21 protein-coding genes, 1 tRNA gene and 2 pseudogenes are annotated in these 23,217 nt (G+C 69.3%); 15 read left to right on the top strand and 9 right to left on the bottom strand.

The genetic code is table 11. From position 1 onward, the window contains the following. Positions 1-1,024, top strand: a 1,024-nt coding sequence (locus MTDSW087_RS27330) for an Hpt domain-containing protein (protein ID WP_186384018.1), incomplete at its 5' end; no start/stop codon positions are given. A 92-nt stretch (positions 1,025-1,116) separates the two neighbouring features. On the opposite strand, the gene MTDSW087_RS27325 is transcribed toward MTDSW087_RS27330, so the two are convergent. Beyond that, positions 1,117-1,356 (bottom strand): hypothetical protein, encoded by a 240-nt coding sequence (locus MTDSW087_RS27325; RefSeq protein WP_144768557.1) that lies wholly within the window; start codon positions 1,354-1,356, stop codon positions 1,117-1,119. 642 nt (positions 1,357-1,998) lie between these two features. On the opposite strand from MTDSW087_RS27325, the gene MTDSW087_RS27320 reads away from it, so the two are divergent. Both MTDSW087_RS27320 and MTDSW087_RS27315 read left to right on the top strand, forming a co-directional pair. Continuing rightward, positions 1,999-3,276, top strand: a complete 1,278-nt coding sequence (locus MTDSW087_RS27320) for a beta-barrel domain-containing protein (protein ID WP_144768555.1) — start codon at positions 1,999-2,001, stop codon at positions 3,274-3,276. 2 nt (positions 3,277-3,278) lie between these two features. Beyond that, positions 3,279-5,420, top strand: a complete 2,142-nt coding sequence (locus tag MTDSW087_RS27315; protein ID WP_210248315.1) for a peptidase domain-containing ABC transporter — start codon at positions 3,279-3,281, stop codon at positions 5,418-5,420. Positions 5,421-5,649: 229 nt separating this feature from the next. On the opposite strand, the pseudogene MTDSW087_RS27305 reads toward MTDSW087_RS27315, so the two are convergent. Next, positions 5,650-5,859: pseudogene (locus tag MTDSW087_RS27305) on the bottom strand (GTP-binding protein); the annotation flags it as partial. A gap of 189 nt (positions 5,860-6,048) precedes the next feature. On the opposite strand from MTDSW087_RS27305, the gene MTDSW087_RS27300 reads away from it, so the two are divergent. Beyond that, the gene (locus MTDSW087_RS27300; RefSeq protein WP_144768551.1) at positions 6,049-8,208 is read left to right on the top strand and encodes a TonB-dependent receptor; all 2,160 of its coding nucleotides are present in this window, start codon (positions 6,049-6,051) and stop codon (positions 8,206-8,208) included. A gap of 355 nt (positions 8,209-8,563) precedes the next feature. After that, the gene (locus MTDSW087_RS27295; protein WP_144768549.1) at positions 8,564-8,914 is read left to right on the top strand and encodes a hypothetical protein; all 351 of its coding nucleotides are present in this window, start codon (positions 8,564-8,566) and stop codon (positions 8,912-8,914) included. An 817-nt stretch (positions 8,915-9,731) separates the two neighbouring features. Here the strand turns inward: MTDSW087_RS27295 and MTDSW087_RS27285 are convergent. Then, positions 9,732-9,905: a metallothionein gene (locus MTDSW087_RS27285; RefSeq protein ID WP_144768547.1), complete on the bottom strand. Its 174-nt coding sequence runs from the start codon at positions 9,903-9,905 to the stop codon at positions 9,732-9,734. Between the two features lie 164 nt (positions 9,906-10,069). Between MTDSW087_RS27285 and MTDSW087_RS27280 the strand changes: the two genes are divergently transcribed. The 4 genes from MTDSW087_RS27280 (at position 10,070) to MTDSW087_RS27265 (ending at position 15,701) form a co-directional block, all read left to right on the top strand. Beyond that, the gene (locus MTDSW087_RS27280) at positions 10,070-12,370 is read left to right on the top strand and encodes an FdhF/YdeP family oxidoreductase (protein WP_144768545.1); all 2,301 of its coding nucleotides are present in this window, start codon (positions 10,070-10,072) and stop codon (positions 12,368-12,370) included. Positions 12,371-12,470: 100 nt separating this feature from the next. Further along, positions 12,471-12,914: a DMT family transporter gene (locus MTDSW087_RS27275; RefSeq protein WP_144768543.1), complete on the top strand. Its 444-nt coding sequence runs from the start codon at positions 12,471-12,473 to the stop codon at positions 12,912-12,914. After that, entirely contained in the window at positions 12,914-14,266 is a 1,353-nt protein-coding gene (locus tag MTDSW087_RS27270) for a pentapeptide repeat-containing protein (RefSeq protein ID WP_144768541.1), read from the top strand. The genes MTDSW087_RS27275 and MTDSW087_RS27270 overlap by 1 nt, the downstream gene beginning before the upstream one ends. A 106-nt stretch (positions 14,267-14,372) precedes the next feature. Continuing rightward, positions 14,373-15,701 (top strand): alpha-amylase family glycosyl hydrolase, encoded by a 1,329-nt coding sequence (locus MTDSW087_RS27265; RefSeq protein ID WP_144768539.1) that lies wholly within the window; start codon positions 14,373-14,375, stop codon positions 15,699-15,701. 187 nt (positions 15,702-15,888) lie between these two features. On the opposite strand, the gene MTDSW087_RS27260 is transcribed toward MTDSW087_RS27265, so the two are convergent. Beyond that, positions 15,889-16,347: a MarR family winged helix-turn-helix transcriptional regulator gene (locus tag MTDSW087_RS27260; RefSeq protein ID WP_238179153.1), complete on the bottom strand. Its 459-nt coding sequence runs from the start codon at positions 16,345-16,347 to the stop codon at positions 15,889-15,891. Positions 16,348-16,500: 153 nt separating this feature from the next. Then, positions 16,501-17,919, bottom strand: coding sequence for an L-seryl-tRNA(Sec) selenium transferase (gene selA / locus MTDSW087_RS27255; protein WP_144768535.1), 1,419 nt, complete (start codon positions 17,917-17,919; stop codon positions 16,501-16,503). Between the two features lie 150 nt (positions 17,920-18,069). On the opposite strand from selA, the gene MTDSW087_RS27250 reads away from it, so the two are divergent. Continuing rightward, positions 18,070-18,146: transfer RNA gene (locus MTDSW087_RS27250), tRNA-Arg, on the top strand. 502 nt (positions 18,147-18,648) lie between these two features. Here MTDSW087_RS27250 and MTDSW087_RS31535 read toward each other — a convergent pair. Continuing rightward, positions 18,649-19,686: pseudogene (locus tag MTDSW087_RS31535) on the bottom strand (recombinase family protein); the annotation flags it as partial. A 44-nt stretch (positions 19,687-19,730) separates the two neighbouring features. Beyond that, positions 19,731-20,000 (bottom strand): hypothetical protein, encoded by a 270-nt coding sequence (locus tag MTDSW087_RS27240; protein WP_144768533.1) that lies wholly within the window; start codon positions 19,998-20,000, stop codon positions 19,731-19,733. 176 nt (positions 20,001-20,176) lie between these two features. Between MTDSW087_RS27240 and MTDSW087_RS27235 the strand changes: the two genes are divergently transcribed. The 4 genes from MTDSW087_RS27235 to MTDSW087_RS27225 all read left to right on the top strand — a co-directional run bounded on the left by MTDSW087_RS27235 (position 20,177) and on the right by MTDSW087_RS27225 (position 21,726). Then, positions 20,177-20,824 (top strand): hypothetical protein, encoded by a 648-nt coding sequence (locus MTDSW087_RS27235; RefSeq protein WP_144768531.1) that lies wholly within the window; start codon positions 20,177-20,179, stop codon positions 20,822-20,824. A 201-nt stretch (positions 20,825-21,025) separates the two neighbouring features. After that, positions 21,026-21,214 carry a hypothetical protein gene (locus MTDSW087_RS27230; protein WP_144768529.1) on the top strand — a complete coding sequence of 63 codons (189 nt, stop codon included), beginning with the start codon at positions 21,026-21,028 and terminating at the stop codon, positions 21,212-21,214. Positions 21,215-21,223: 9 nt separating this feature from the next. After that, a complete protein-coding gene (locus MTDSW087_RS31275) occupies positions 21,224-21,355 on the top strand; it encodes a hypothetical protein (protein ID WP_280525294.1) in 132 nt (43 codons plus the stop codon). Beyond that, complete coding sequence (locus MTDSW087_RS27225; protein ID WP_144768527.1) at positions 21,355-21,726, top strand: hypothetical protein; 372 nt, start codon at positions 21,355-21,357, stop codon at positions 21,724-21,726. Before MTDSW087_RS31275 ends, MTDSW087_RS27225 begins: the two co-directional genes overlap by 1 nt. Here MTDSW087_RS27225 and MTDSW087_RS27220 read toward each other — a convergent pair. Then, a complete protein-coding gene (locus tag MTDSW087_RS27220; protein ID WP_144768525.1) occupies positions 21,723-22,013 on the bottom strand; it encodes a type II toxin-antitoxin system RelE/ParE family toxin in 291 nt (96 codons plus the stop codon). The genes MTDSW087_RS27225 and MTDSW087_RS27220 overlap by 4 nt on opposite strands. Next, positions 22,013-22,258 carry a type II toxin-antitoxin system ParD family antitoxin gene (locus MTDSW087_RS27215; RefSeq protein ID WP_144768523.1) on the bottom strand — a complete coding sequence of 82 codons (246 nt, stop codon included), beginning with the start codon at positions 22,256-22,258 and terminating at the stop codon, positions 22,013-22,015. The genes MTDSW087_RS27220 and MTDSW087_RS27215 overlap by 1 nt, the downstream gene beginning before the upstream one ends. A 128-nt stretch (positions 22,259-22,386) precedes the next feature. On the opposite strand from MTDSW087_RS27215, the gene MTDSW087_RS27210 reads away from it, so the two are divergent. Beyond that, on the top strand, positions 22,387-22,653 hold the full coding sequence (locus MTDSW087_RS27210; RefSeq protein WP_144768521.1) for a hypothetical protein: 267 nt from the start codon (positions 22,387-22,389) through the stop codon (positions 22,651-22,653). The last annotated feature ends 564 nt before the right edge of the window (positions 22,654-23,217 follow it).

The following is a 23,217-nucleotide window of genomic DNA, read 5'->3' as shown; positions in this document are numbered from 1 at the left end:
CTCGCCGCCGCCTCCGGCGCAGGGGGCGGACCTGCTCTGGCGCCGCCGCGGCCTGCCCGCGCGGCCGCGCGCCGTCGCCTGCCCGGACCTGCCGCCGGAGATCGCGGCGGCCGTCGCGCAGGTCTTCGATCTCGGCCCCGCCGAGGGCGCCGACCTCATCCTGCTGGCCGCCGAGACGGGCATCGAAGCCTTGCGCGCCCTGCGCGCGGAGGGGCCGGGCCGCTTCCTGCCGGCCTTCGACCTCACCGGCCGCCTCGGCCCCGCCTGCGACGGCGCCTTCCGGGTGGACGAGCCGGATTCCTGGGACGGGCTGGTGCACGCCGTGCGCGCCTTCGCCCGGCGCCGCGACGCCCTCGACCCGGCCCTGCGCGCCGCCACCGATCCCGCCGCGCGCCTGCTCGCCGCCCTCTTCGTGGGCGACAGGGTGCTGGCGCTCGGCCATTGCGCCGACCCGACCGGGCCGGTGGCGGGGACCGGCCTCTCCCAGGCGGGCCTGATGGGCGCGACCCTCGCGCTCACCGAGGCGGGCCTCGCCGCCTGCGAGGCCGCCCCCGGGGGCGTGGTGGTGCGCCTCACCGAGACCGGACGCGCCGCCGCCCAGGGCGGTGCCGAGGCCGCTGCCCTCGCCGGGCGTCATGGCGTGAGGCCGGGCGCCGCGCCAGCCGGGAACTGGCGCCGCCCGAACGTGGTCCCGAGCGGAGCCGCCACGCACCCTGCGGACGCGCTGCCCCTGCTCGATCCCGACCGCGTGCGAACCCTGCAGGAGATGATCGGGCCCCGGGAGGTGGAGCGGCTCGGCGACAATCTGCTTGCCCGCCTCGCGACGGCCTTCCCGGCGGAGGCGCCGCTGCCGGAGATCCTGCGGGAGGCGCACGCCCTCGTGGCCATGTCCGGCAGCCTCGGCTTCGTCCGGCTCTCCGCCGCCTGCCGCGCCCTCCAGGACGCCGCGCCCCCCGAAATCCCGGACGCCCTCACGCGGGCCCGGCAGACGGTGCGCGACACCCTCGGACGGGCCCGGGCGTAACGACGCGAAGCCGTGCCCGGTCCTGCGGGGACCGGGCACGGCTTCGCGAGACCCGGACGGGCCCGCCGCAGCGGACCCGCCCAGGGGCGGCCTTACTTGTTCAGGCCGACGCTGCCGGTGACGCCACCGACCACGCCGCCCACGGCACCGAGCAGGCCGCCCACGAGACCGCCGACGAGTCCACCGACCTGGCCGACCAAACCCGACACGGCTCCGAGTTCCTGGCTGGCATCGACATGCACGCCGACCCCCACGCCGACATCGAGGCCACCGCCGACCTGATCGAGCTCGGCAGCGTCGAGCTCGCGGATCGTATCGAAGTTCTGCGACATAAATATTCTCCTAGATTGCAGGACTGTAGAACAGGTTATCCCGCTCTGCAGAGGAAGCGCTCTAAGCAACGCTTCTGCATTTAAGGGACCACAGCACGGCATCCGCTTCAAGATCTTCGGATTGTGCACGGCAATACGAGGATCGATTGGGTGCATGTGCCTCCGCCGGCATGGAACCCGTCGGCGCCAGAGGCAAAACCTTCGAAGCGCGGCCCTTTTCGGGATCCGATGCCATCGCCGGAACCGACAATGCGGCGGCATCGTGGCGGAGGCCCTCGTCGGCCGGCCCCACGCAACTTGCTGTCCACACAAGAAAAATTCCCGTGCCTGCGGTCGGATGACGCAGGCTGGATGAAAGTGGGCCGCGCTTCGGCCCGCGACCGCCTGGCCAGCCGGCTAAGACCTCGGGCTAAGCCTTTGAGATGATACAGGGATGGGATTGAAAGCCTCGCTCCGTCCTCGCTGCGATGCCCGCATCTGGCCCGGTGCGGAATTGTGCGCTGCAACATGATCGATCATGGCTGCGATGCGGCGAAGCTCGCCGGATTTGCCGGCGGATTCCGCACCGCGGCGAGGCTCCGGGACGATCTCGGGAGCCGCCGACTCTTGATCTTCCCCCGCTCCAGCGGCCAGAAGGCCCCGATGACGTCGCCGCTCTTTCGCCGCGAGGTCGCCGAGGCGCGCCGCGACGCGTGGCTCGGCGAGGCGCAGATCGTTCAGCCGCTGCCCGTCCGCCTGACCGCTTGCGTCTGCGCGGCCCTGGTGCTGGCCGTCCTGCTCTTCGCGGTGCTCGGCAGCTACACGCGGCGCATCCATGCGCAGGGGCTGCTGACCCCGAATGTCGGGCTGATCACCCTGACGAGCCCGGCCGCCGGCCGCGTCGGCAGCGCCGGCGTGCGCGAGGGCGCCCGCGTCGAGCGCGGCCAGCTCCTCTACACGGTCGACCTCGACGCCATCTCGGCGAGCGGCCCGACCCAGACCCGGATCATCGAGGAGCTGGGGCGCCAGCGCGACAGCGTCGCCCGCCAGCGTTCCTTGCGCGCCGCCACCGCCGAGACCGAGAAGCGGTCGCTCGCCGAGCAGATCGACAATCTCGAATCGCAGTCGCGCCAGCTCTCGGAGCAGATCGACCTGCAGGAGAAGCTGGTCCAGCCCCTGCGCGAGCGCGTGGACGTGCTCGCGAAGGCGGTCACCAACGGGCTCGCCCGCGCCGCCGACCTGCAGAGCCAGAACTACCTCTACATGCAGGCGAGCACGCAGCTCGCGCAGTTCCGCCAGACCAGCCTCCAGCTCGCCGGCCGGATCGGCGACCTGAAATCGCAGCTCGTCACCTTCGACGACCGCCTCGCCCGCGACCTCGCCGACCTCGACCGCAGCACCGCCCAATTGGAGCAGCAGCGCGCCGAGAGCGAGGCGCGCCGGGCCATCGAGGTGCGCGCGCCCGAATCCGGCATCCTCACCTCGATCCGGGTCCAGGCCGGGCAGGGCGTGGCGGCGGGCGCGACGCTCCTCACCCTGTTGCCGAGCGAGGGCCGGCTCCAGGCCAACCTCTACGTCGATTCCGCCTCGATCGGCTTCATCGAGGCCGGTGCCGCGGTGATGCTGCGCTACGCCGCCTTCCCGTTCCAGCGCTTCGGCCTCTACCGCGGCGTCGTCACGGAGGTGACGCGCGCGCCCCTCGAAGGGGATGACGTGCCCGAGGCCAAGGACGGGGCGCGGGGCCGCCCCGGCGGCATCTACCGCGTCATCGTGCGGCCGGACGCGGACGGGGTGATGGCCTATGGCGAGCGTCGGCGGCTCGAGGCCGGCATGCGCGTCGAGGCCGATATCGCGCTGGAGAAGCGCCCGCTCTATCGCTGGCTCCTCGACCCGCTCTACCGCGTGAAGCGCAGCGTCGATCTCGTCACCGAGGGCGGCTGAGCGTGGCCTTTCGCGAGACCCTCCAGTTCGGCTTCGGCCGGCGCCTGCCGGTCGTGCTCCAGGCCGAGGCCGCGGAATGCGGCATGGCCTGCCTCGCCATGGTGCTCGGCCATCACGGCCGCCATGTCGATCTCGGGGCGCTGCGGCGGCGCCACGCCCTGTCGCTCAAGGGCATGACGCTGCGCAACCTCATCGACCTCGCCGGCACGATGGGGCTTGCGACGCGAGCCCTGCGCGTCGAGCTGAAGGACCTCGCGCGGCTCAAGACCCCCTGCATCCTGCACTGGGGCCTCAACCATTTCGTGGTCCTGGCCGAGGTGCGGGCCAAGGGGATCGTGGTGCACGATCCCGCCCGCGGCCGGCGCACCCTCAGCTTCGCCGAGGCCTCGCGCGACTTCACCGGCGTGGCGCTCGAGGTCACGCCCACCACCACCTTCGTGCGCGAGGCCCCGGCCAGCGCCTTCCGCCTGCGCGACCTGTTCCGCAACGTCGGCGGCCTGCGCCGCGCGCTCGGGCAGATCCTCGTCCTGTCGCTCGGGATCGAGCTCGTCGCGATCCTGATGCCGATCGCCTCGCAGATCGTCATCGACGAGGTCATAGTGAACGCCGACCTCGACCTGCTCCTCGTGGTCGCGGTCGGCGTGGTGCTGATGCTGCTGATGCAGCTCGCGCTCGCGGTCGCCCGCACCTGGGCGATCATGCTGGCGGGCTCGACCCTGAACTACCAATGGTCGGGCGGCCTGTTCGACCATCTCTCGCGCCTGCCGCTCGACTATTTCGAGAAGCGGCATGTGGGCGACGTGATCTCCCGCTTCGGCTCGCTCTCGACCATCCAGAAGGGGCTCACCACCGATCTCGTCCAGGCGGTGCTCGACGGCATCATGGCGATCGGCATGCTGATCATGCTCGCCGTCTACGGCGGCTGGCTCGCCCTCGTGGTGATCGTCTCCACCCTGCTGACGGCGGCCCTGCGGGTCATGGCCTTCACCGCCTACCGCGAGGGCAGCGAGGAGGCGATCGTCGCCGAGGCGCGCCAGCAGACGCATTTCATCGAGACGGTGCGCGGCATGGCGAGCGTGAAGCTGCTCGGCCTGCGCGAGCGCCGCCGCGGCGCCTGGATGAACCAGTTCGTCACCGCGCTCAACGCGCGCCTGCGCCTGCAGCGGCTCGACCTCGTGTTCGGGCGCGCCAACGAGCTGATGTTCGGCGCCGACCGGCTGATCCTGCTGGTGCTCGGCGCCCGCGCGGTGATCGACCAGTCGCTGACGCTCGGCATGCTGGTGGCCTTCCTGAGCTACCGCGACCAGTTCTCCTCGCGCATCGGCAACCTGCTCGATGCCGGGTTCAAGCTGCGCATGCTCGGCGTCCAGACCGACCGGCTCTCGGACATCGTGCTGACCGAGCCCGAGGAGCGGCCGGACGAGGTGCGCACCGAGGTCGCCGCCCCCGCGATCGTCGGCGCGCGGCCGGGCGCCCTCGCGGTGAGCGGGCTGGCGCTGCGCTACGGCGCCGACGAGCCCTGGATCTTCCGCGGCCTGTCCTTCTCGGTGGCGGCGGGGTCGAGCCTCGCCATCACCGGCCCGTCCGGCTGCGGCAAGACCACCATGATGAAGATCATGATGGGCCTCATCCCGGCGAGCGAGGGGCGCGTGCAGGTGGACGGGCAGGACATCCGCGCCATCGGCCCGGACGCCTATCGCGGCCGGATCGCGGGCGTGATGCAGAGCGACGGGCTGTTCGCGGGCTCGATCGCCGAGAACATCTCCTGCTTCGACGAGCGGCCCGACCCCGCCTGGATCGAGGAATGCGCGGCCCGCGCCGCGATCCTCGCCGACATCCGGCGCACGCCGATGGGCTTCGAGACGCTGGTCGGCGACATGGGCTCGACGCTCTCCGGCGGCCAGAAGCAGCGCGTCATCCTGGCCCGCGCCCTCTACCGCCGGCCCGAGATCCTGTTCCTCGACGAGGCGACGAGCCATCTCGACGAGCCGACGGAGGCCTCCATCGCCGCCTCCTTGCGCGAATTCGCCATGACCCGGATCATCGTGGCCCACCGCCCGGCCACCATCGCCCATGCCGACCAGGTGCTCGCCTTCGAGCAGCCGCCCGACGCCGCGAGCCCCCTCAAGGCGCTCGCGGGCTGAAGGTCCGGGATCCCAAAGGGATCATCCCTTTGGCGGGGTATCGGGGCGAAGCCCTGATCTTCGATGACCAGGGCTTTGCCCTGGACCCACGAGAGGGGTGACCCCTCTCGACTCTCGGATCAAGCGGCGGCGCGCCAGGCGGGGAAGGGGGCGGGCAGGCCGCTATAGGGAGCCGGGTCGAAGGGCGCCGCGTCCGTGCCGGTCTCGACGAGACAGGCGTCGAGCGCCGCTCCACCAGCCGCTCGTCGGTGCGCGAGAGGTCCGCGCCGCCCGCCCGCACCAGGGCGGCGTCGATGTTCACCTCGCTCATGTCGTTGACGATCACCGCGACGCGGCGGCCCTCGCGGTTGTTCAGCACGTGGTTGAGCAGCGTGGTCTTTCCGGCGCCGAGGAAGCCGGAGAGCACCGTGACGGGGAGGGGGGGATCGGGCTGGGGCATGGCCTGTATTCGTACGTTATAATGTTACAACTCGAAGCCTGACCGCAGCGTGCGCCCCTGTCAATCCGCCCGCGCGGCGTGTTGCAATAACGTTACGCCCCGGCGCCGATGCGCCTCCGGCGGAGCTTCGCCGTTGCGCCACCCGCCTCCGATGGATGATGTTACAGTGTAACATTGCTGAGCCGGTTGATGCGTCCGATCCTTCCCCTCCGCCCCGGTGCCGTCCTCACGGCGCTGGCGAGCCCGCTTCTCCTCTCCGGCGCGGCCGCCGCGCAGGGCGCGCAGGTCACCCTGGACGAGATCAGCGTCACCAGCCCGAGCCCGGTCCAGCCCGCGCGCGCGCCGGGCGCCGGCTCCGCCGCCGCCCCGACCACGGTGGCGGCGCCGAGCTTCGGCCTGCTCCCGGTCGTCACCGATACCTTCTCCCCGGTCACGGTGGTGACCCGCGACCAGATCGCCCGCGACCAGCCGCGGACGCTGGGCGACGCCCTGCTCGACCGGCCCGGCATCGCGTCCTCGACCTACGCGCCGGGGGCGGCCTCGCGGCCGATCATCCGCGGCCTCGACAACGCCCGGGTGCGCATCCAGGAGAACGGCATCGTCAATGGCGGCGTGTCGGATCTCGGCGAGGACCATGCGGTGCCGGTGAACCCGCTGGTCTCCGACCGGCTGGAGGTGATCCGCGGCCCGGCGACGCTGCGCTACGGCTCGGGCGCCATCGGCGGCGTGGTCTCGGCCGACAACAACCGCGTGCCGACCTACATCCCGGCCAACGGCTCTACCGGCCAGGTCACCACCGGCTATTCGAGCGTCGACAACGGCCGGCTCGGCGCCGCGACGGTGGATGCGGGCAAGGACGGCATCGCCGTCCACGCCGACGGCTTCAAGACCGCCAGCGACAGCTACGCCATCCCCGGCGGCATCCAGCGCAACTCCTACACCGAGTCGCAGGGCGGCTCGGTCGGCCTCTCGGCGATCGGCGACCGCGGCTTCATCGGCGCGGCCTTCACCCATTACGACGCGCTCTACGCCATCCCCGGCGGCGAGGCGGAGCAGGCCCGCACGCGGCTGACCCCGAACCAGGACCGGTTCCTGTCGCGCGGCGAGTACCGGCCCCTCGACGGGCCGATCGAGGTGATCCGCTACTGGGCCGGCTACTCGGTCTACCGCCACGACGAGATCGGCATCGGCGAGGACGGGTTCGAGGGCCGGCAGGCCACCTTCAAGAACCGGGAAGCCGAGATCCGGGTCGAGGCGCAGCACGTGCCCGTCTTCACGAGCATCGGCAAGTTCACCGGCGCCATCGGCATCCAGGGCGACCGGCGGGTGATCAACACCCAGCTCGAGAGCTTCCTGCCGAAGACCGATTCGCGGGCCGGCGCCGTCTACCTATTCGAGGAGCTGGAGGTGGTGCCGGGCACCCGCCTGCAGGCGGCCGGCCGCATCGAGGGTGACCGCCTGCGCAGCACCGCCGTGCGCTTCCCCGGCGACTACCTGCCGGTCGCGGGCGAGGATCCGTTGCGCTACCCGCTGACCCGCCGCTTCGCCCCGAAGAGCGCGAGCTTCGGCATCCTGCAGGACCTGCCCTACGGCTTCGTGGCGAGCCTCAACGGCTCCTACGTCGAGCGCGCCCCGACCGGCTACGAGCTGTTCTCGCAGGGGCCGCACGACGCCACCGCCACCTTCGAGATCGGCGACCCGACGCTGAAGCTGGAGCGCGCCCGCACCGTCGAGGCCAGCATCCGCCACGCCCTCGGCCCGCTGCGCTTCGAGGCGACGGGCTTCTACACGCGCTACACGGGCTTCATCTACAAGCGCCTGACCGGAAACCTCTGCGACGACGATTTCGCGAGCTGCGGCACCGGCGACGAGCTGCGCCAGATCGTCTACTCGCAGCAGAACGCGACCTTCTACGGCGCCGAGCTGATCGGCCAGTACGACGCGCTTCCCGTGGGCAACGGCTTCCTCGGCGTCGAGGGCCAGTTCGATTTCGTGCGCGCCAGGTTCGACGACGGCACCAACGTGCCGCGCATCCCGCCCTACCGGGTCGGCGGCGGCGTCTACCTGCGCGCCGACGGCTGGTTCGCCCGGGTGAACCTGCTGCACGCCTTCGCGCACACCCAGACCGCCCCCTTCGAGACCACCACGGCGGGCTACGACGACCTGCGGGCGGAGGTGGCCTACACCAAGGCCCTCGACCCGGCGGTCTACGGCGCCAGCGAGGTCACCCTCGGCCTCCAGGGCCGCAACCTGCTCGATGCCGACATCCGCAACTCCGCCTCGTTCAAGAAGGACGAGATCCTGCTGCCGGGCCGCAACCTCCGGCTGTTCCTGACCGCCCGGTTCTGATGTCCGCCCGGGCCGGGCCGCCCTTCCGAAGAAGAGCGCGGCCCGGATACGATGTCGCTCCCGTAAGGCCAAGCTTGGACGGTCGTTTCTAGTGATAAAGCACTATATGTACGCGAAGTCTTGGCCGTGATATAAATATCCCCGCGCCTTCTGTTGGCATGATGTCAGCGTAAGCCAATGAAGAGGGGATGCGATGCGTAAATATGTTTTTTTCGTGGCGGTCCTATCCTGTGTTGCTTCGATCCAGACGGCGGAAGCACGCCGTCATGACCGGGGCGGAGCGCATTGCCGTCTGGGGAAGATCTACCGGCCGTCGCTCGGAATCTGTGAATCGCGCGCGGCCTTCCGGAGCGCCATGCGCGACCTCGCCCCCGCCGCCGAACCCTCCCGCCGCGCGCTTCGGCGCATGGCACGCGCGGAGCGGCGGCAGCACCGTCGCGAGATGCGGGAGGCGGCGCGCCTGGAGGCTCGGAGCCGCGTCGCCCGGCTGCTGCCGACGCGGCCCTATCCACAGAGGGACGAGGCGGAGACCGTGGCCGAGGGCCCCGCGACCACGTCCGCGCTGCCGTCTCCGGGCGCCGAGGCGCTCGCCTGCCCCGTGACGCCCTCGGCCGGCTTCTCGGAGATCCCCTGGACACCCAGCGGGCCGTTCTCCCTGAACCCGCTGCCGCGCTACGCACGGGCCGATCTCGACTGGCGGCGCTGAGGCGCCGTCCCGTCCGCGACCTCATCCCGAGGCTTCCGCGTCAGCGGGCCTCGAAGGAGCCCTCCAGAAATCTCGGCGCGCTCTGGAGGCCTCCTTCGAGGCCTGCGCTTCGCTGGGGCGCCTCAGGATGAGGGGGATGGGTGGGACGAGGCGGGTCGCTCCTCCTTGACAATGTTCCTGTTTTGTGCTCATTTGCCCGCACCTGCCGCCCGGCACCGAACGGTGTCTCACGGGGGCCTGCACCGGGGACCGACCGGAGCGGGCGCGGACGGCGGGGCGGTGCCCGCGTCGCCAGCCTCGGATCCGGCCGGCGCCCCGGGCGGCGTGCCGACGCAAGGTCGGCTCGGACAGGGGCGAGCGGCGGGCTGAGGAAATGCTCCCGCCCCGACCCCGGCCTGGGCGACCGCCAGAGTCTCGCCGGCCCGACCCACTACGAGGCGGGCCTCGCGCCGAACGGGCGTATGTCAGCGTGCACGGGGCTCAGTCCTGATCCAGGACCCGGACCCGGCCAGCGGCAGTCAGCGAGGTCGGATCACGCCGGGACAGACACCGCGACGACAAGACGGATGGGACACCGAGCGATCGGCCCTCATCCGCGGGACGCCGGGGAGCCGGCTTTGCAACGTTGCGTTCAGGGCTCCGCGGCGTCCCGCGTCACCCCGACCGCGTCCCGGCCATGCCCCCGGCGGACAATCCGCGCGGGGCCGAAAGCACGTGTGCTGTCTTCCGCGTATTCGCGGGATCCGCGCCTCGTCCTGCACCGTTGCTCCCTCTCCCGCAGAGGGGAGAGGGAAGCGCGGCTCCTCAGGCCCTCCACTCACCCGTGGCAGGTGCAGCCCGCATGGTCGCAGCCGGCATGGTCCGGGTGTCCGCTCGCGCATTCGTCGCAGCAGAAAGCCTTGCCGTCCCGCTCGACCGCCTTGGCGACCGGGATGACGCAGACGCAGTCCGGACAGGCGCATTTCACCATCTCGACGTCGACGCTCGCCATGAATCCTCTCCCTGGGACGGCTGATCCGGCAGGAGTGTTCCACGGTTCGCACCGCCGCGCCACGGCCCGCGACATCGCCGTCCTGATCCGCGGCCGGCCTGGTGCGTTCAACCCGAATGGACCCGCGATGCGGACCCGCGGTCCCCCGGTCGGAGATGCGTGCGATGGAAGGCGAGAAGATCCAGGCCTATACGGGCCCCGCGGGCGGCTGGGGCTCGGCCACGTCGCTCGCCGAGATCCTGACCCGCGAGCAGATCCCGGCCTCCGGCGCCGCGATGCTGATGAAGCAGAACAAGCCGGACGGCTTCATGTGCGTGTCCTGCGCCTGGGCGAAGCCCGCCAAGCCGCTGGCCTTCGAATATTGCGAGAACGGCGCCAAGGCGACCGCCTGGGAGCAGACCCGCCGCCGCACGACCCCCGCGTTCTTCGCCGAACACAGCGTCACCGAGCTCCTGTCCTGGCCGGATTACGACCTGGAGCAGCAGGGCCGGCTCACCCACCCGATGCGCTACGATGCGGGCACGGACCGCTACGTGCCGGTGGACTGGTCCGAGGCCTTCGCCGAGATCGGGCGCGAGCTGAAGGCGCTCGATCCGAGATCGGTGGTGTTCTACGCCTCGGGACGGGCCTCCCTCGAGACGAGCTACATGTACGCGCTGCTCGCGCGGATGTACGGCAACAACAACCTGCCCGATTCCTCGAACATGTGCCACGAATCGACCTCGGTGGCGCTGCCGCAATCGATCGGCGTGCCGGTGGGCACCGTGCGGCTCGAGGATTTCGAGACCACCGACCTGATCCTGTTCTTCGGGCAGAATGTCGGCTCGAACGCGCCGCGGATGCTGCACCCGCTGCAGCATGCCCGCCGCCGGGGCGTGCCGATCATCACCTTCAACCCCCTGCGGGAGCGCGGCCTGGAGCGCTTCACCAACCCGCAATCGCCCGTCGAGATGCTGACCGGCGCCTCGACGCAGATCTCGACGCAGTACCATCAGGTGAAGGCGGGCGGCGATCTCGCGGCTCTCACCGGGATCTGCAAGGCGGTGCTCGCCGCCGACCGCGACGCCGCGCGGGCCGGCCGGCCGCGCCTCCTCGACGTGGCCTTCATCGAGGAGCACACCCACGGCCTGAAGGATTTCGTCCGCTTCTGCGAGGGGCAGGACTGGGCCGTGCTGGAAAGCCGCTCGGGCCTGAAACGCGAGGCACTGGAGGCGGCCGCCGCCGTCTACATGCGGGCCCGCAGCGTCATCGGCATCTACGGGATGGGCCTGACCCAGCACCGCAAGGGCACCGAGACGGTGCAGATGCTGGTCAACCTCCTGCTGCTGCGCGGCCATATCGGCCGGCCCGGCGCCGGCATCTGCCCGGTGCGCGGCCACTCGAACGTGCAGGGCCAGCGCACGGTGGGCATCTCCGAGAAGCCGGAGCTGGTGCCCCTCGACCGGCTCAAGGAGCAGTATGGCTTCGAGCCGCCGCGGGAGAAGGGGCTCAACACGGTGGAGGCCTGCACGGGCATCCTGAAGGGCGAGGTGCGCGCCTTCATCGGGCTCGGCGGCAACTTCGTGCGCGCCGTGCCGGAGACCCGGCTGATGGAGGAGGCCTGGCGGTCCTTGCGCCTCTCGGTGCAGGTCTCGACCAAGCTGAACCGCGCGCATCTCGTGCGCGGCGAGATCGCCTACATCCTGCCCTGCCTCGGCCGGCTGGAGATCGACCGGCAGGCCGGCGGGCCCCAGGCGGTGTCGATGGAGGATTCCTGCGCGGCCTTCCACGGCTCGCGCGGCGTCGCGGAGCCGGTGAGCCCGCATGTCCGCTCCGAGCCCTGGATCGTGGCCGAGCTCGCCAAGGCGGTCCTGCCCCCAAATCCGAACGTCGACTGGGATGCCTGGGTCGCCGACTATGCGAGGGTCCGCGACGCCATCGAGGCGACCTATCCGGACGTGTTCAAGGATTTCAACGCGCGGATGTTCGAGCCGGGCGGCTTCCACAAGCCGCTCGCCGCCCGCGACCGCACGTGGAAGACGAAGACCGGCAAGGCCAACTTCATCGTGCCCGAGGGGCTCGAGGCCGATCCCGACATGCCGCGCTCCGACCGATCGGTGCTCGACCTGATCACCCTGCGCTCGAACGACCAGTTCAACACCACGGTCTACGGCTACGACGACCGCTTCCGCGGCGTGAAGGGCACGCGCGACATCCTCCTGATGAACGAGGACGACCTCGCGCGCCTCGGCCTCGCGGACGGGGACATCGTGGACGTGGAAACCGACGCCGATGACGGGGTCGACCGCCGGGTGCGGGGCTTGCGCGTCGTCCGCTACGAGATCCCGGCGGGCAATTGCGGCGGCTACTATCCGGAGATGAACGTCCTCGTGCCGCTCTGGCACCACGACGAGCAGGCCAAGACCCCCGCCGCCAAGGCGATCCCCGTGCGCGTCACCCCGGCGGCCGCACCGCCGCCGGCCTGAGGCCTGCTGGAGCGGATCGAGCAGGCTCCGCATGGGGTGATGGACGCAGCGCATTGGGCAGGGCAAGGAAGGCCCCGCGCCCCCTGAACGCGGAGCCGGGATGGCCTATCTCTACCTCGCCGCTGTGCTGGTCGGCGTCGCCAACGCGATCCAGCCGGGCATGACGGAGACGCTGGCCCGCGCCCTCGGGCAGCCGCTCCTGGCCGCGCTCGTCTCCATGCTCACCGGCGTCACCCTCTACCTCACCTTCGGCCTCGCCACGGGCCGGCTGCGGCCGCCCCGGCTGGAGGAAGCCGCCGCGGCGCCCTGGTGGGCCTGGGCCGGCGGCGTGCTCGGCGCGCTCCTCGTCCTGTCGCAGGTCTTCGTCGCCCCGCGCATCGGCGCCGGCCGCTATATCGGCCTCAGCGTCACCGCCGCGATCCTCACCTCGATCGCCCTCGACCATTTCGGCCTGCTCGGCTTCCAGCAGCATCCGGCCGGGCTGTGGCGCATCCTCGGCGGCGTCCTGATGGTGGCGGGCGTCACCCTGGTCGCGGTGTTTTGATGGACGCCCGCGCCCCGATGCCCGAAGCGGACCCGGCCGCCCTCTTGGAGCGCGTCGCCGCGCACGCGGCCGGCGCCCCCCTCGACCTCGCCCATGCGAAGGCGAGCCGCGAGGCGCTCGCCGCACTGATCGACCCCACCGCGCCCGTACCGGCCTGGTGGGATGCCGCCTGGCAGGGCCTCGACCTCGCCGGCCGCGACCTCACCGGGGCGCGGCTCGAATGCGCCGATCTCGGTGCAGCGAACCTCGCCCGGGCCCGGCTCGCCGGGGTGATCGGCCGCGCCGCCCGCTTCGACGGGGCCAACCTGGAGGAGGCCGATTGCCGCGGGGCCGATCTCAGCGGGGCGGGCTTCGCCGGCATCGTCGCGGGGCAGGTCCGCCTCGGCGAGGCGATGCTGGAGGATGCCCGCTTCACGGAGGCCGCCATGCGCTTCGCGGATCTGCGCGGCGCGCTCCTCGACGGGGCCGACTTCTCGCAGGCCGACCTCTGGGGCGCGGATTTCCAGGGGGCGGATGCCGACGACACCCGCTTCCGCAACGCCCGCCTCGACGAGGCGAACCTCTCGGACTGCAACCTGACCCATGCCGACTTCGAGGGGGCGAGCCTCACCAAGGCCCGGCTCGCCGGCGCCCGCCTGCAGGGGGCGAGCTTCGCGGGGGCGAAGCTCGACGGGGCGGACCTGACCGGCGCCGACCTCTCGGAGACGAGCCTCGTGCGGCTCAACCTCGCCACCTGCCGGCTCACCCATGCGCGCTTCGCCGGCGCCTGGCTCAACGGCACCCGGATGCGGGCCGAGCAGCTCGGCGGCATGGTCGGCGAGGAGGCGGCGGGGGATTACGACGCGGCCCAGGCGAGCTACCTCGCCCTGGAGCAGAACTGGAAGAGCATCGGCAGCCAGGATGCGGCGAGCTGGGCCTATAAGCGCGGGCGCCGCATGGGCCGGCTGCATGCGGGCACGCTCGCCCGGGCCGCATGGCGCGCCCGCGACGGGCGCGGGCTCGCCCGCCACGGCTACCGCTGGATCGCCGACCGCTTCGTCGAATGGCTCTGCGACTACGGCGAGAGCCTGTCGCGCATCGCCCGCGCCTTCGCCCTCGCCATCCTGCTCTTCGCCGCTCTCTACGGCGCCACCGGCGGCCTGCTCGTGGAGGCCGAGGCCTTGCGCGCCACCTACAACCCCCTCGACCTCATGAGCTACAGCGCCCTCAACATGATGACGGCCAACCCCCCGGAGATCGGCATCAAGCCGACGGGGCGGGTCACCAACCTCCTCGTCGGCATCCAGGGCGCGGCCGGCATCATCCTGATGGGCCTGTTCGGCTTCGTCCTCGGCAACCGGCTGCGGCGCTGAGGGCCGCAACGCCCGATCCGGACTTCCCATGTCCGGCGGCCGGACCATATGGCGGGCTTCGCGGATTGTGCGCCTATCGCGGGCCGGATGAGGAAGGTGGAGCCGGGTGCCAGGCTGGATCGAGAACGCTGTGTGGTGGCACGTCTATCCCCTCGGCTTCGTCGGGGCGGAGGCCGCGCTGGATCCCTCGAAGCCGCCCGTGCACCGGCTGCGGCACCTCGAAGCGTGGCTCGACTATGCGGCCGACCTCGGCGCCACCGGGCTGATGCTCGGGCCGGTCTTCGCCGCCTCGACCCACGGCTACGACACGATCGACCCGTTCCGCATCGATCCGCGGCTCGGCGACGAGGCCGATTTCGACAGCCTCGTCGCGGCGGCGAAGGCGCGCGGCCTGCGCATCCTGCTCGACGGGGTGTTCAACCATGTCGGGCGCGGCTTTCCCGCTTTCCGGCAGGCGCTGGCGGAGGGGCAGGGGAGCGAAGCGGCCCGCTGGTTCCGCCTGCACTGGAAGCGGGGGCCGGGCGCAGAGCCGGACTATGCCTGCTTCGAGGGCCACCGCCAGCTCGTGACCTTGAACCACGCCGTTCCGGAGGTCGCCGATCACGTCGCGCGGGTGATGACCCACTGGCTCGGCCGCGGCATCGACGGCTGGCGGCTCGACGCCGCCTACGCGGTGCCGCGCGCCTTCTGGGCCAGGGTCCTGCCGCGGGTGCGGGCGGCGTTTCCGGAGGCCTACATCTTCGGCGAGGTCATCCACGGCGATTACGGCGCCTTCGTCGCCGAGACCGGCATGGATGCCGTGACCCAGTACGAGCTGTGGAAGGCGATCTGGAGCGCGCTGAACGACGGCAACCTGTTCGAACTCGCCCACGCCCTCGACCGGCACAACGGCTTCCTCGACCGTTTCGTGCCCCTGACCTTCGTCGGCAACCACGACGTCACGCGGATCGCGAGCCGGCTCGCCGAGCCGCGCCACCTGCCGCACGCGCTCGCCGTGCTCTTCACGGTCGGCGGCACGCCCGCGCTCTATGCCGGCGACGAACAGGGTTTCCACGGGATCAAGGAGGAGCGGGCCGGCGGGGACGACGCGATCCGCCCTGCATTCCCGCCCACGCCGGACGGCCTCCCGCCCGAAGGCTGGCCGGTCCACCGCCTGCACCGGGACCTCGCCGCCCTGCGCCGGGCCCATCCCTGGCTTCACCGGGCGCGGTCGCGGACCGCCCATCTCGCCAACCGCCAGATGGTCCTGATGCTGGAGGGCAACGGGCAGGACCTCGTCCTCGCGCTCAACCTGGACGACGCATCCGCGGCCCTGCCGGCGCCGCAGGCGATCAACGTCGAGGCCGGCGACGGCCAGGTGATCGATCCGGGCGCGGCCGGCGCGCGCGTGCTCCTGCCGGCGCATGGCTGGGCGATCCTGTCGCGTGCCGGATGATGCGCGCCCGATCCGAAGAGTCCGGGATTCCGAAGGGATCATTCCTTCGGCGGGGCGCTGGGCAGAGCCCCGTCATACGACATCCGGGTGATCTCTTCGGGATGGCGGATGTCGCCTTCGCTCAGGCGCCGCGCGGGCTTGGCCGAGACCGCCTCCGGTCTGATCAACCGGACGCGGTATCACACGTTCACTCGGTCTCGCCGAGCCGCTCGATCAGATGGTTGAGGTCGGCCCGCAGGGCCCGCACCTCGGGCTCGCTCAGGGCGAGCTGGCACATCACGCTCTCACGCACCAGCACGGCGTCCGAGCGGAGGGCGCCGCCGCGGGGGGTGAGCGAGATCTCGACCTCGCGCTCGTCCGACTGGCGCCGGCTGCGCAGGAGCAGCCCCGCCGCCTCGAGGCGCTTGAGCACGGGGGTGAGGGTGCCCGAATCGAGCCGGAGCCGCCGTCCGATATCCGAGACGGTGACCCGGTCCTGCTCCCAGAGGACGAGCAGGACGAGATATTGCGGGTAGGTCAGGCCGATGCGCTCCAGGAGGGGCCGGTAGGCCTTCGTCATCCGGTGCGCGGCCGCGTAGAGGGCGTAGCAGAGCTGGTTGTCGAGCAGCAGCGGATCCCCGGCGGGATCGGCCTCCTCCTGTCTCACGTCTCCGACAAGCACCATGACATCCGCTCGCGACGGTCCCGGATCCTGCGCGTTCGCGCCGGCTCCGTCCAGTGGGCACGATACAAGAGGACGCGTCACGCGCCAGGGGCGAAATTCTTCCAGCCCTTTCAGCAGATACGATAATGTGTTGATTCAGAAGGCGAGCGCGTCGAGGCTCGCCAGGAATCCGGCCTCGTCCTCCAGGGTGCGCAGGTCGAGAAGGACGGTGCCGTCCGCCATGCGGCCGATCACCGGGACCGGCAGGGCGCGGAGCGCTGCGGCGAGGCGCCGGCTCCAGCCCCCGGCCTTGCGGCCCGTCGCCCCGTCCGGAGCGGACAGAGCCAGCGCTGCGCTCGGCAGGTTCTCCACCGGCAGCGCGCCGGACCCGATCTGGCTCGAACAGGCGGCCACGCTCACCCGGGCCCGGCCCGCGAGGCGCCGCGCCACCTCCGGCGCCAGGCGATCGGCCTGGTCGGCGATCGACTCTCGCGGACGCGTCAGCAGGCGCAAGGTCGGAAGCTCCGCGGCGAGCCGCTCGGGATGGAGGTAGAGCCGTAGCGTCGCCTCGAGGGCGGCATAGGTCATCTTGTCCACGCGCAGCGCCCGCTTCAGGGGGCTCTTGCGGATGCGTGCCACGAGGTCGGCCCGCCCGGCGATGACGCCGCACTGGACGGCGCCGAGCAGCTTGTCGCCGCTGAAGGTGACGAGATCGGCGGCAGTCAGTGCCGCCCGCACGGTGGGCTCCGGCGGCAGGCCGTGGGCGGCGAGATCGACGAGGTTGCCGCTGCCGAGATCGAGCGCCAGCGGCACGCCGTGCTCGCGGCAGAGGGCGTGCAGCTCGGCCTCGCCGGGCTGCGCCGTGAAGCCCCGGATCTCGTAATTGCTCGGGTGGACCTTCATCACGAGGCCGGTGCGCGGCCCGATCGCCTCGGCGAAGTCGCGCAGATGCGTGCGGTTGGTGGTGCCGACCTCCCGCAGGCGGCAGCCGGCCCGGGCCATCACGTCCGGCACGCGGAACGAGCCGCCGATCTCCACGAGCTCGCCCCGCGAGACGACCACCTCCTTGCGCATGGCAAGCGCGTTGAGGAGCAGGAAGACCGCCGCCGCGTTGTTGTTCACGACGATCGCGGCCTCGGCGCCTGTCAGCCGGCACAGCAGCGCCTCGACATGGCTGTCGCGCTCGCCGCGCTCGCCGCCGGCGAGATCGAATTCGAGGTTGCAGGCGCCCGCCATCACCGCGGCCACGGCCTCCACCGCCTGGCGCGGCAGCAGCGCCCGGCCGAGATTGGTGTGCAGCACGGTGCCCGTGAGGTTGAAGACCGGCCGCAGCGAGGGCTGCCGCTCCGCCGCGAGACGACGCCCGGCCGCGGCGAGGATCGCGGCCTCGTCCGGCGGAAGCGGATCCGCGCCGCTCCGGACGGCGTCGAGCACCGCGCGCAGGGCCTCCACGAGCGCCGTCCGGCCATGCGTCTCGGCCAGATGCACCGCATCTGGCCGCGTCAGCAGCCGCTCGACCGAGGGGATGCGCCGATGTCCCGTAGCGGAGCCGGCCGTCGCGAGGGCTGAGGTCATGGTCGGCGAAGATACCCAGCCCCGCGCGATCCTCCAGCCCCGCGGCGATCTTCTGCGCCTTCCCCTCAACTCGGGGCTTGCCAAGCCCGAAGCGACCCTCTAGACACCCCCTCGTCGCCGGGACGGCTCACCGATCCCCCGACGCGGCAGGCGCCCGTAGCTCAGCTGGATAGAGCACCAGACTACGAATCTGGGGGTCAGAGGTTCGAATCCTTTCGGGCGCGCCATTCCATTTTCACCGCATAAAAAATCGCCTAACACCTTGAACGGCAAGGTCAAATCGGGCGTTCTAAATCCCTCGCTGCGCTTGTAGCGAAGGCGATGGGCAAAGGTGAGTTTGAGCACCGCGCGGCGGTCCTCAATCCGGCCCGTACTCCATAAATTCCAAGGACTTGCGACGAAGGCGAGGCCCGTTCTAAGTCGCCGGTCAAAGTCACCTCGCGGCGTGGCCGAAGTCTCGATCTTTTCGCGCAGGAGCAGCTTGTCGCTCTCTAACCGCTGCACCTTTTCTTCGAGCGCTCGCATGACCGCTGGGACGCTCGTCTCGACGATCCGCTCGACGGCCTGCTCGATCTGCTCCTCGACCTTGGCGAGGCTCGCCTTGAGCGCCTTGGTCTGTCCCGCGACGTTGGCCTGCTTCCGCTGCCATAGCTCCTTCATCATCGCAGTCGCGACGGCGAACAGCTGAGGCTGCGGCTCTGCGCTTTTGAGCAGCATCTCGAACTCGCCCTCGATCACGTCGCGGCGGATCGCCTTGCCGTAACTCGCACAGCCCTTCTTCGGGCACTGGTAGTAGGGGTGGCGCTTCTTCTGCGCGCTGCCGCTGATCGACCAGCAGGCCGTCAGCGGCCCCTCGCAATCGTCACACAGCACGAACCCGCGCAGCGGAAAATCCTGGCTCAGGTCCGTGCGGTAGGTGATACGCAGGCCGTTGAGCCGGTCCTGGATACGCTGGAAGGTCTCATACGAGATTAGCGCCTCGTGATGGCCCTTGCGCCGCTCGACGCCCCAGCTCGGCGCTTCCACATAGCCCGCATAGATCGGGTTGCGCAGGATGTCGCCGACGCGCTGGTGGGGAATCTTGCCGTTCTTGGGCTTGGGATAGAGCGGGTGCTCTTCAAGGAAGCGCACGACGTCAGCCTGGGATTCCAGCTGGCGCGAGGCGTAGGCTTCGAGCGCCTGCTTGACGATCGACGCCTGCGGCTCCTGCCGTACCAGCATCCGGCCATTGAAGCCGGAGACCCGGCCATAGGCGTAGCCGGACGGCGCGCAGAACACCGCAAAGCCATTCGCGACCCGCGCCTGCATGCGGTTGAGCGTCTGCTCGCGGTTGTTGATGCGGTGATAGTCCGCAAACGCGACGGTGACGTTCTCCATGAGGCGCGACGACGAGCGGTCATCGAGCACGCCTGCGGGCGTCTCCAGGATTGTACCGAGCTTCGCCAGCTCGCGGCGGAGGTCTGCGTGATCGTAGAAATTGCGGGTGAAGCGGTCGAGATGATCGAAGACGATGCGGTAGCGCGCCTTCTTGTCGGCAGCGACGAAGGCGAGCATCTGGCGCAGGCCCGGCCGCTGGCTCTCGCTGCCGGTCAGCTTGTCGCGGAATACCTTGACGACGTTATAACCCGAGCGTTCGCAGTAATCGCGCAGCCTCGTTTCCTGTGAGGCGAGCCCGTCACCCTCGCGCTCCTGCTTCTTGCTCGAAATCCGGCAATAGATGACCGCGGTCACGTCTTGGTTGTCGGTGGATTGCGGTTTGCGTTTCATGCCGGGCCTCGTCTTGTTTTTTGAATTCTCCGTTGGTGGGTCGCTTATTCTACATCGACCGAATCACGCGCGGCAGCGGCAAAGACCTGAGAGGTAATCTGCCCCCAGCTTTCTGGCGGCAAATCCATCTCGATGCACATCCGCATCATATCCCACAGGATGCGCAGCAGCTCGCTGGCTTGCGCGTCTGTAAGTTCGAGCCCGGCAAGATAGGGGAGATAGTCCGCTTCGTTGAAGTCGGCCATTGACGCGAGCGGCAAATCGCTCTCAGCCTGCACGAGTTCAGCAATGCGGTCGCCTTCGTCCATTGTCATGGCCGTCCTCCTTTCTTGTGTCGGGTCGGGATGCTTGGACTATACGCCAGCTTGAAAAATAAATCCAGAATAAATTCCTATTTTGCTTCTTCCAGTATTTGACCCACTATCGCGCAGGCTGGCGTGTGAGGGCGCGGCTTGGCAAGTTGAGTAGCCATCCGATTTGGAAACCAAAAATGCCGGGTGATCCGCAAAAAGCGAGACAGCACAGGAAGTTAGAACAGCCGAAAAAAGCAGCTTCGAGAAGCAAGCTGCTCGCCTCATCGAAACTCTCGGACGCCAAAATCCGCGAGGTCATCCGCTGCTATGCGTTTGCCCGCAGCCCTGCCGAGGCGATCGCCCGCACCGGCCTCAGCCACGTCACCATATACCGCCTCTATGGTCTCATTCGGCAGCGGCTCGCGTTCTTCGATGTGCTGATATCAAAGGAGAAGTTTGTTGATTTCATCAACGAAGGTGAGGAGGAGAACGGACTCCGGTTCAAGTGGGAGGAGTTTGAGCGCTTCATTCAGCAGGCCGTAGGAAATCACCGCGGGATCAAGCCGCATAACCGTGCGCTCTATGTGTCGGAGGCGATTTACCGGTTCGAAGGGCACCACAGCCCGCAGCAGCTCTATCGTCTCATCATGATGACCATACGCGCGGGCGGGCCGCTGAACCGTGCCCCTGCCTTCGGTGCCTCCTGGCCGCTTACCATGGAGATCATCCGTCTCAACATGCTGCGGGCGCGCGCGGTGCTCCGCAGGGGCGGTGTCCAATCGGAACTCGCCTGGCTCCTACCGGCGCTGAACGCATTCGAAGAGCGAGCAGGCCGCCCGATCTGAGCAAGGGACGTTCTTTTCTCTAAGCCGTTCAAGCGCGGGAAGGGACTTGGCGCTTCTCTCGCCAAGTCCTGACCGCCCGCCCTTCGGCCCTTCGGCGCTTGGGGGAGCGCGGGCCTACGGGCAGGCTATGTCGGGGCTGGTGATTCACGGCCTTGCCATTCGCGCATATGATCTTCGCCACCGGTCAGCGCGAGCAGCCACATGAACAACCAGCTCGAACAGCACATGCCCAAGCTCGAAGAGCTGGCGGTCGAGGTCAAAGACCTTGCCTGGGATGGCGACGAGGCGACGCTGCGCGAGAAAGCCGGACGGCTGGCCTTATCCGTTCTCGTGCTGGTCAAGATTCTGCGCACGCAGCAGCAGCCGAGCGAGCCCCAACAGACGCAATGAGGCAGAGCCATGCCGCAGATTGAAATTGCGCAGCAAGCCTATGACGCGCTCAGCCCGGAGGCGGAGTGCCATATCTGGGACCGGATCGCGCGTATCCTGTTCGGCGTCCTGCTCTTCGATCAAAACGGCGAAGTTTGTTGATGTCTGTCAAATCACAGGCCCAGCGGCAAGTTCGCGCCAAGTTCGTGAGCCGGGACGAACAGAAGTCAGTAATATTGCGAGCCCTCGGCCTATCGCTCATCAACGAGCAGTTTGCCCGCTACGTGGATGCAGTCATGCGACTGGCGGTTATGGCCTTCGATGATAATGCCTGCTTGCGCGACGGTTCGATAAACGCCATCGGTGGCTGGAAGCCTTTGGAATGGGCGATCCTCAAAGGCGAGTTGGAGCTGGCTGTGAAGCAAAGCGGGTTGCCGCCACTTGCACAAGCTGAGTGGCTGATGGCGTTCGAAGCCGTTTACCGGATTGCGGGCAGCGATGACATTGAGCCCGATTATCGCGGCGTGTTTTAAAGGTGCCGATCGATATCCATGCGCTTGTGCAGGATGCGCACGACCTCGATCACGCCAGCCGTGCCCATCCGGTAGAAGACGAGGTGAGAGCCGACCGCGAGTTTGAAATAGCCGGTGCGGATGTCGTCGGCGCTTCGCCCTTTCAGAGAGCCGCGGGCGAGACCGTCAAAGCTTTCGGCGAATAGCCGCACATAGCGGTCAGCCTGAGCCTCATTCCACCGTTTGGCCGAGTAGGTCCATATGCCGGAAAGATCGCGGCGCGCGGCGGCGGAAAGGCGGACGCGCACTATTGCCCGGCAGGCTGGCGCATCGAGGCGAGAAAGGCGCTGCCGTCGAACTCCTGAAAGTCTTCGCTGGCTTCGCCTTCAGCCAGGGCCGATCGAAGTGCTTCAAGCTTGGCTTCGCGTTCTTCGAGGAGGCGCAAACCGGCCCGGACCACATCGCTGGCTGAGCCATAGCGCCCACCTTCCACCTGACGGTCGATGAACTGCGCAAAGTGATCACCAAGCGAGATCGATGTGTTGCGAGCCATGTGAAACCTCCACCCTCATGCTATACCAAAATCTGGTACAGGTCGAGAAATTGCGGTTTGCTGGTTGGACAGGGCTGCGGAACTGAGCAGGGCAGGCAACGGTTCGCGGGTCTCACAGGAGGCATCACATGGCACAAGACGACAGCTTCACCCTTGATGAATCCATCACGGCCCAAAAGGCGCTGCGGTCGGCTCTTGGCCTGCCGGAAGAGGTGTTCCCGGTCGAGGCGTTCGTCGGCATGGTGAGCGACGAGATCGAGCAGCACAGGAAGGCCGGGAAATCGGATCAGGACATTGCGGCGATCATCGAGCAGGCTACCGGCAAGAGCATCTCGGCAGAGGCGATCGCGGAGCATTACGCGACCCCGGAAGAGCGGCATCCCCACGGCGACTAGATCGGATTGATCGAGCCTAGAATGACCCGTTGATGGCGCAGACGGAGACAGCAGAGCGATCACCGGAAAACGGGGTGAGGAGCGGATAGCGCGACGTGCAAGATGTGCGGTGTAATACACCGCAATCTTGGCAAGGGGGCCGCTGCGCGCCCCCGTTGCATCCCCCACGCAGTGGCGCTCCCTCGACATCGAGCCTCATCGCACCACAGAAACGTCCGCCGTTTCATCCGTTCAGGAGGAGGCGTTCCTGCCCCTCCCGAAACCCACCCAGACCAAGCGCTTCGCCGCTGGACCACGACCAGGAGGAGACTTCGCTCTCCCCTGGACCCCATCGACCAAAGGCGTCTGCCGCCCTTGGAACCCTGCACCAGGTTCATCGCACCTGGACGAGAGCCAAGGGCCTTCGAGCCCCTGGACCCTGATCCTCCCGGAGGGCCAACCCTCGCGCTGGGTTGGAGGCGCGTATGTGTAGGGCGGTGACAAAACCATCCACTGGAGCGTCGGCGTCGTGCTGATGCGGGCGGCGTAAAAGCCGGCCAGTGGAGAAGCTTCTCTTTCGAGAGG

The organism is Methylobacterium dankookense (assembly GCF_902141855.1).
Lineage (GTDB): Bacteria > Pseudomonadota > Alphaproteobacteria > Rhizobiales > Beijerinckiaceae > Methylobacterium > Methylobacterium dankookense.
Note: the sequence above shows the minus strand (reverse complement) of the source record. Positions and strands in the feature narration are given on the sequence as shown.

What these genes read in the sequence shown, in the direction of transcription:
- MTDSW087_RS27325 (WP_144768557.1), bottom strand. Translation starts at nt 1,356, where the DNA reads ATGTCGCAGAACTTCGATACGATCCGCGAGCTCGACGCTGCCGAGCTC.
- MTDSW087_RS27320 (WP_144768555.1), top strand. Translation starts at nt 1,999, where the DNA reads ATGACGTCGCCGCTCTTTCGCCGCGAGGTCGCCGAGGCGCGCCGCGAC.
- MTDSW087_RS27300 (WP_144768551.1), top strand. Translation starts at nt 6,049, where the DNA reads ATGCGTCCGATCCTTCCCCTCCGCCCCGGTGCCGTCCTCACGGCGCTG.
- MTDSW087_RS27295 (WP_144768549.1), top strand. Translation starts at nt 8,564, where the DNA reads ATGCGCGACCTCGCCCCCGCCGCCGAACCCTCCCGCCGCGCGCTTCGG.
- MTDSW087_RS27285 (WP_144768547.1), bottom strand. Translation starts at nt 9,905, where the DNA reads ATGGCGAGCGTCGACGTCGAGATGGTGAAATGCGCCTGTCCGGACTGC.
- MTDSW087_RS27280 (WP_144768545.1), top strand. Translation starts at nt 10,070, where the DNA reads ATGGAAGGCGAGAAGATCCAGGCCTATACGGGCCCCGCGGGCGGCTGG.
- MTDSW087_RS27275 (WP_144768543.1), top strand. Translation starts at nt 12,471, where the DNA reads ATGGCCTATCTCTACCTCGCCGCTGTGCTGGTCGGCGTCGCCAACGCG.
- MTDSW087_RS27270 (WP_144768541.1), top strand. Translation starts at nt 12,914, where the DNA reads ATGGACGCCCGCGCCCCGATGCCCGAAGCGGACCCGGCCGCCCTCTTG.
- selA (WP_144768535.1), bottom strand. Translation starts at nt 17,919, where the DNA reads ATGACCTCAGCCCTCGCGACGGCCGGCTCCGCTACGGGACATCGGCGC.
- MTDSW087_RS27240 (WP_144768533.1), bottom strand. Translation starts at nt 20,000, where the DNA reads ATGACAATGGACGAAGGCGACCGCATTGCTGAACTCGTGCAGGCTGAG.
- MTDSW087_RS27235 (WP_144768531.1), top strand. Translation starts at nt 20,177, where the DNA reads ATGCCGGGTGATCCGCAAAAAGCGAGACAGCACAGGAAGTTAGAACAG.
- MTDSW087_RS27230 (WP_144768529.1), top strand. Translation starts at nt 21,026, where the DNA reads ATGAACAACCAGCTCGAACAGCACATGCCCAAGCTCGAAGAGCTGGCG.
- MTDSW087_RS31275 (WP_280525294.1), top strand. Translation starts at nt 21,224, where the DNA reads ATGCCGCAGATTGAAATTGCGCAGCAAGCCTATGACGCGCTCAGCCCG.
- MTDSW087_RS27225 (WP_144768527.1), top strand. Translation starts at nt 21,355, where the DNA reads ATGTCTGTCAAATCACAGGCCCAGCGGCAAGTTCGCGCCAAGTTCGTG.
- MTDSW087_RS27215 (WP_144768523.1), bottom strand. Translation starts at nt 22,258, where the DNA reads ATGGCTCGCAACACATCGATCTCGCTTGGTGATCACTTTGCGCAGTTC.
- MTDSW087_RS27210 (WP_144768521.1), top strand. Translation starts at nt 22,387, where the DNA reads ATGGCACAAGACGACAGCTTCACCCTTGATGAATCCATCACGGCCCAA.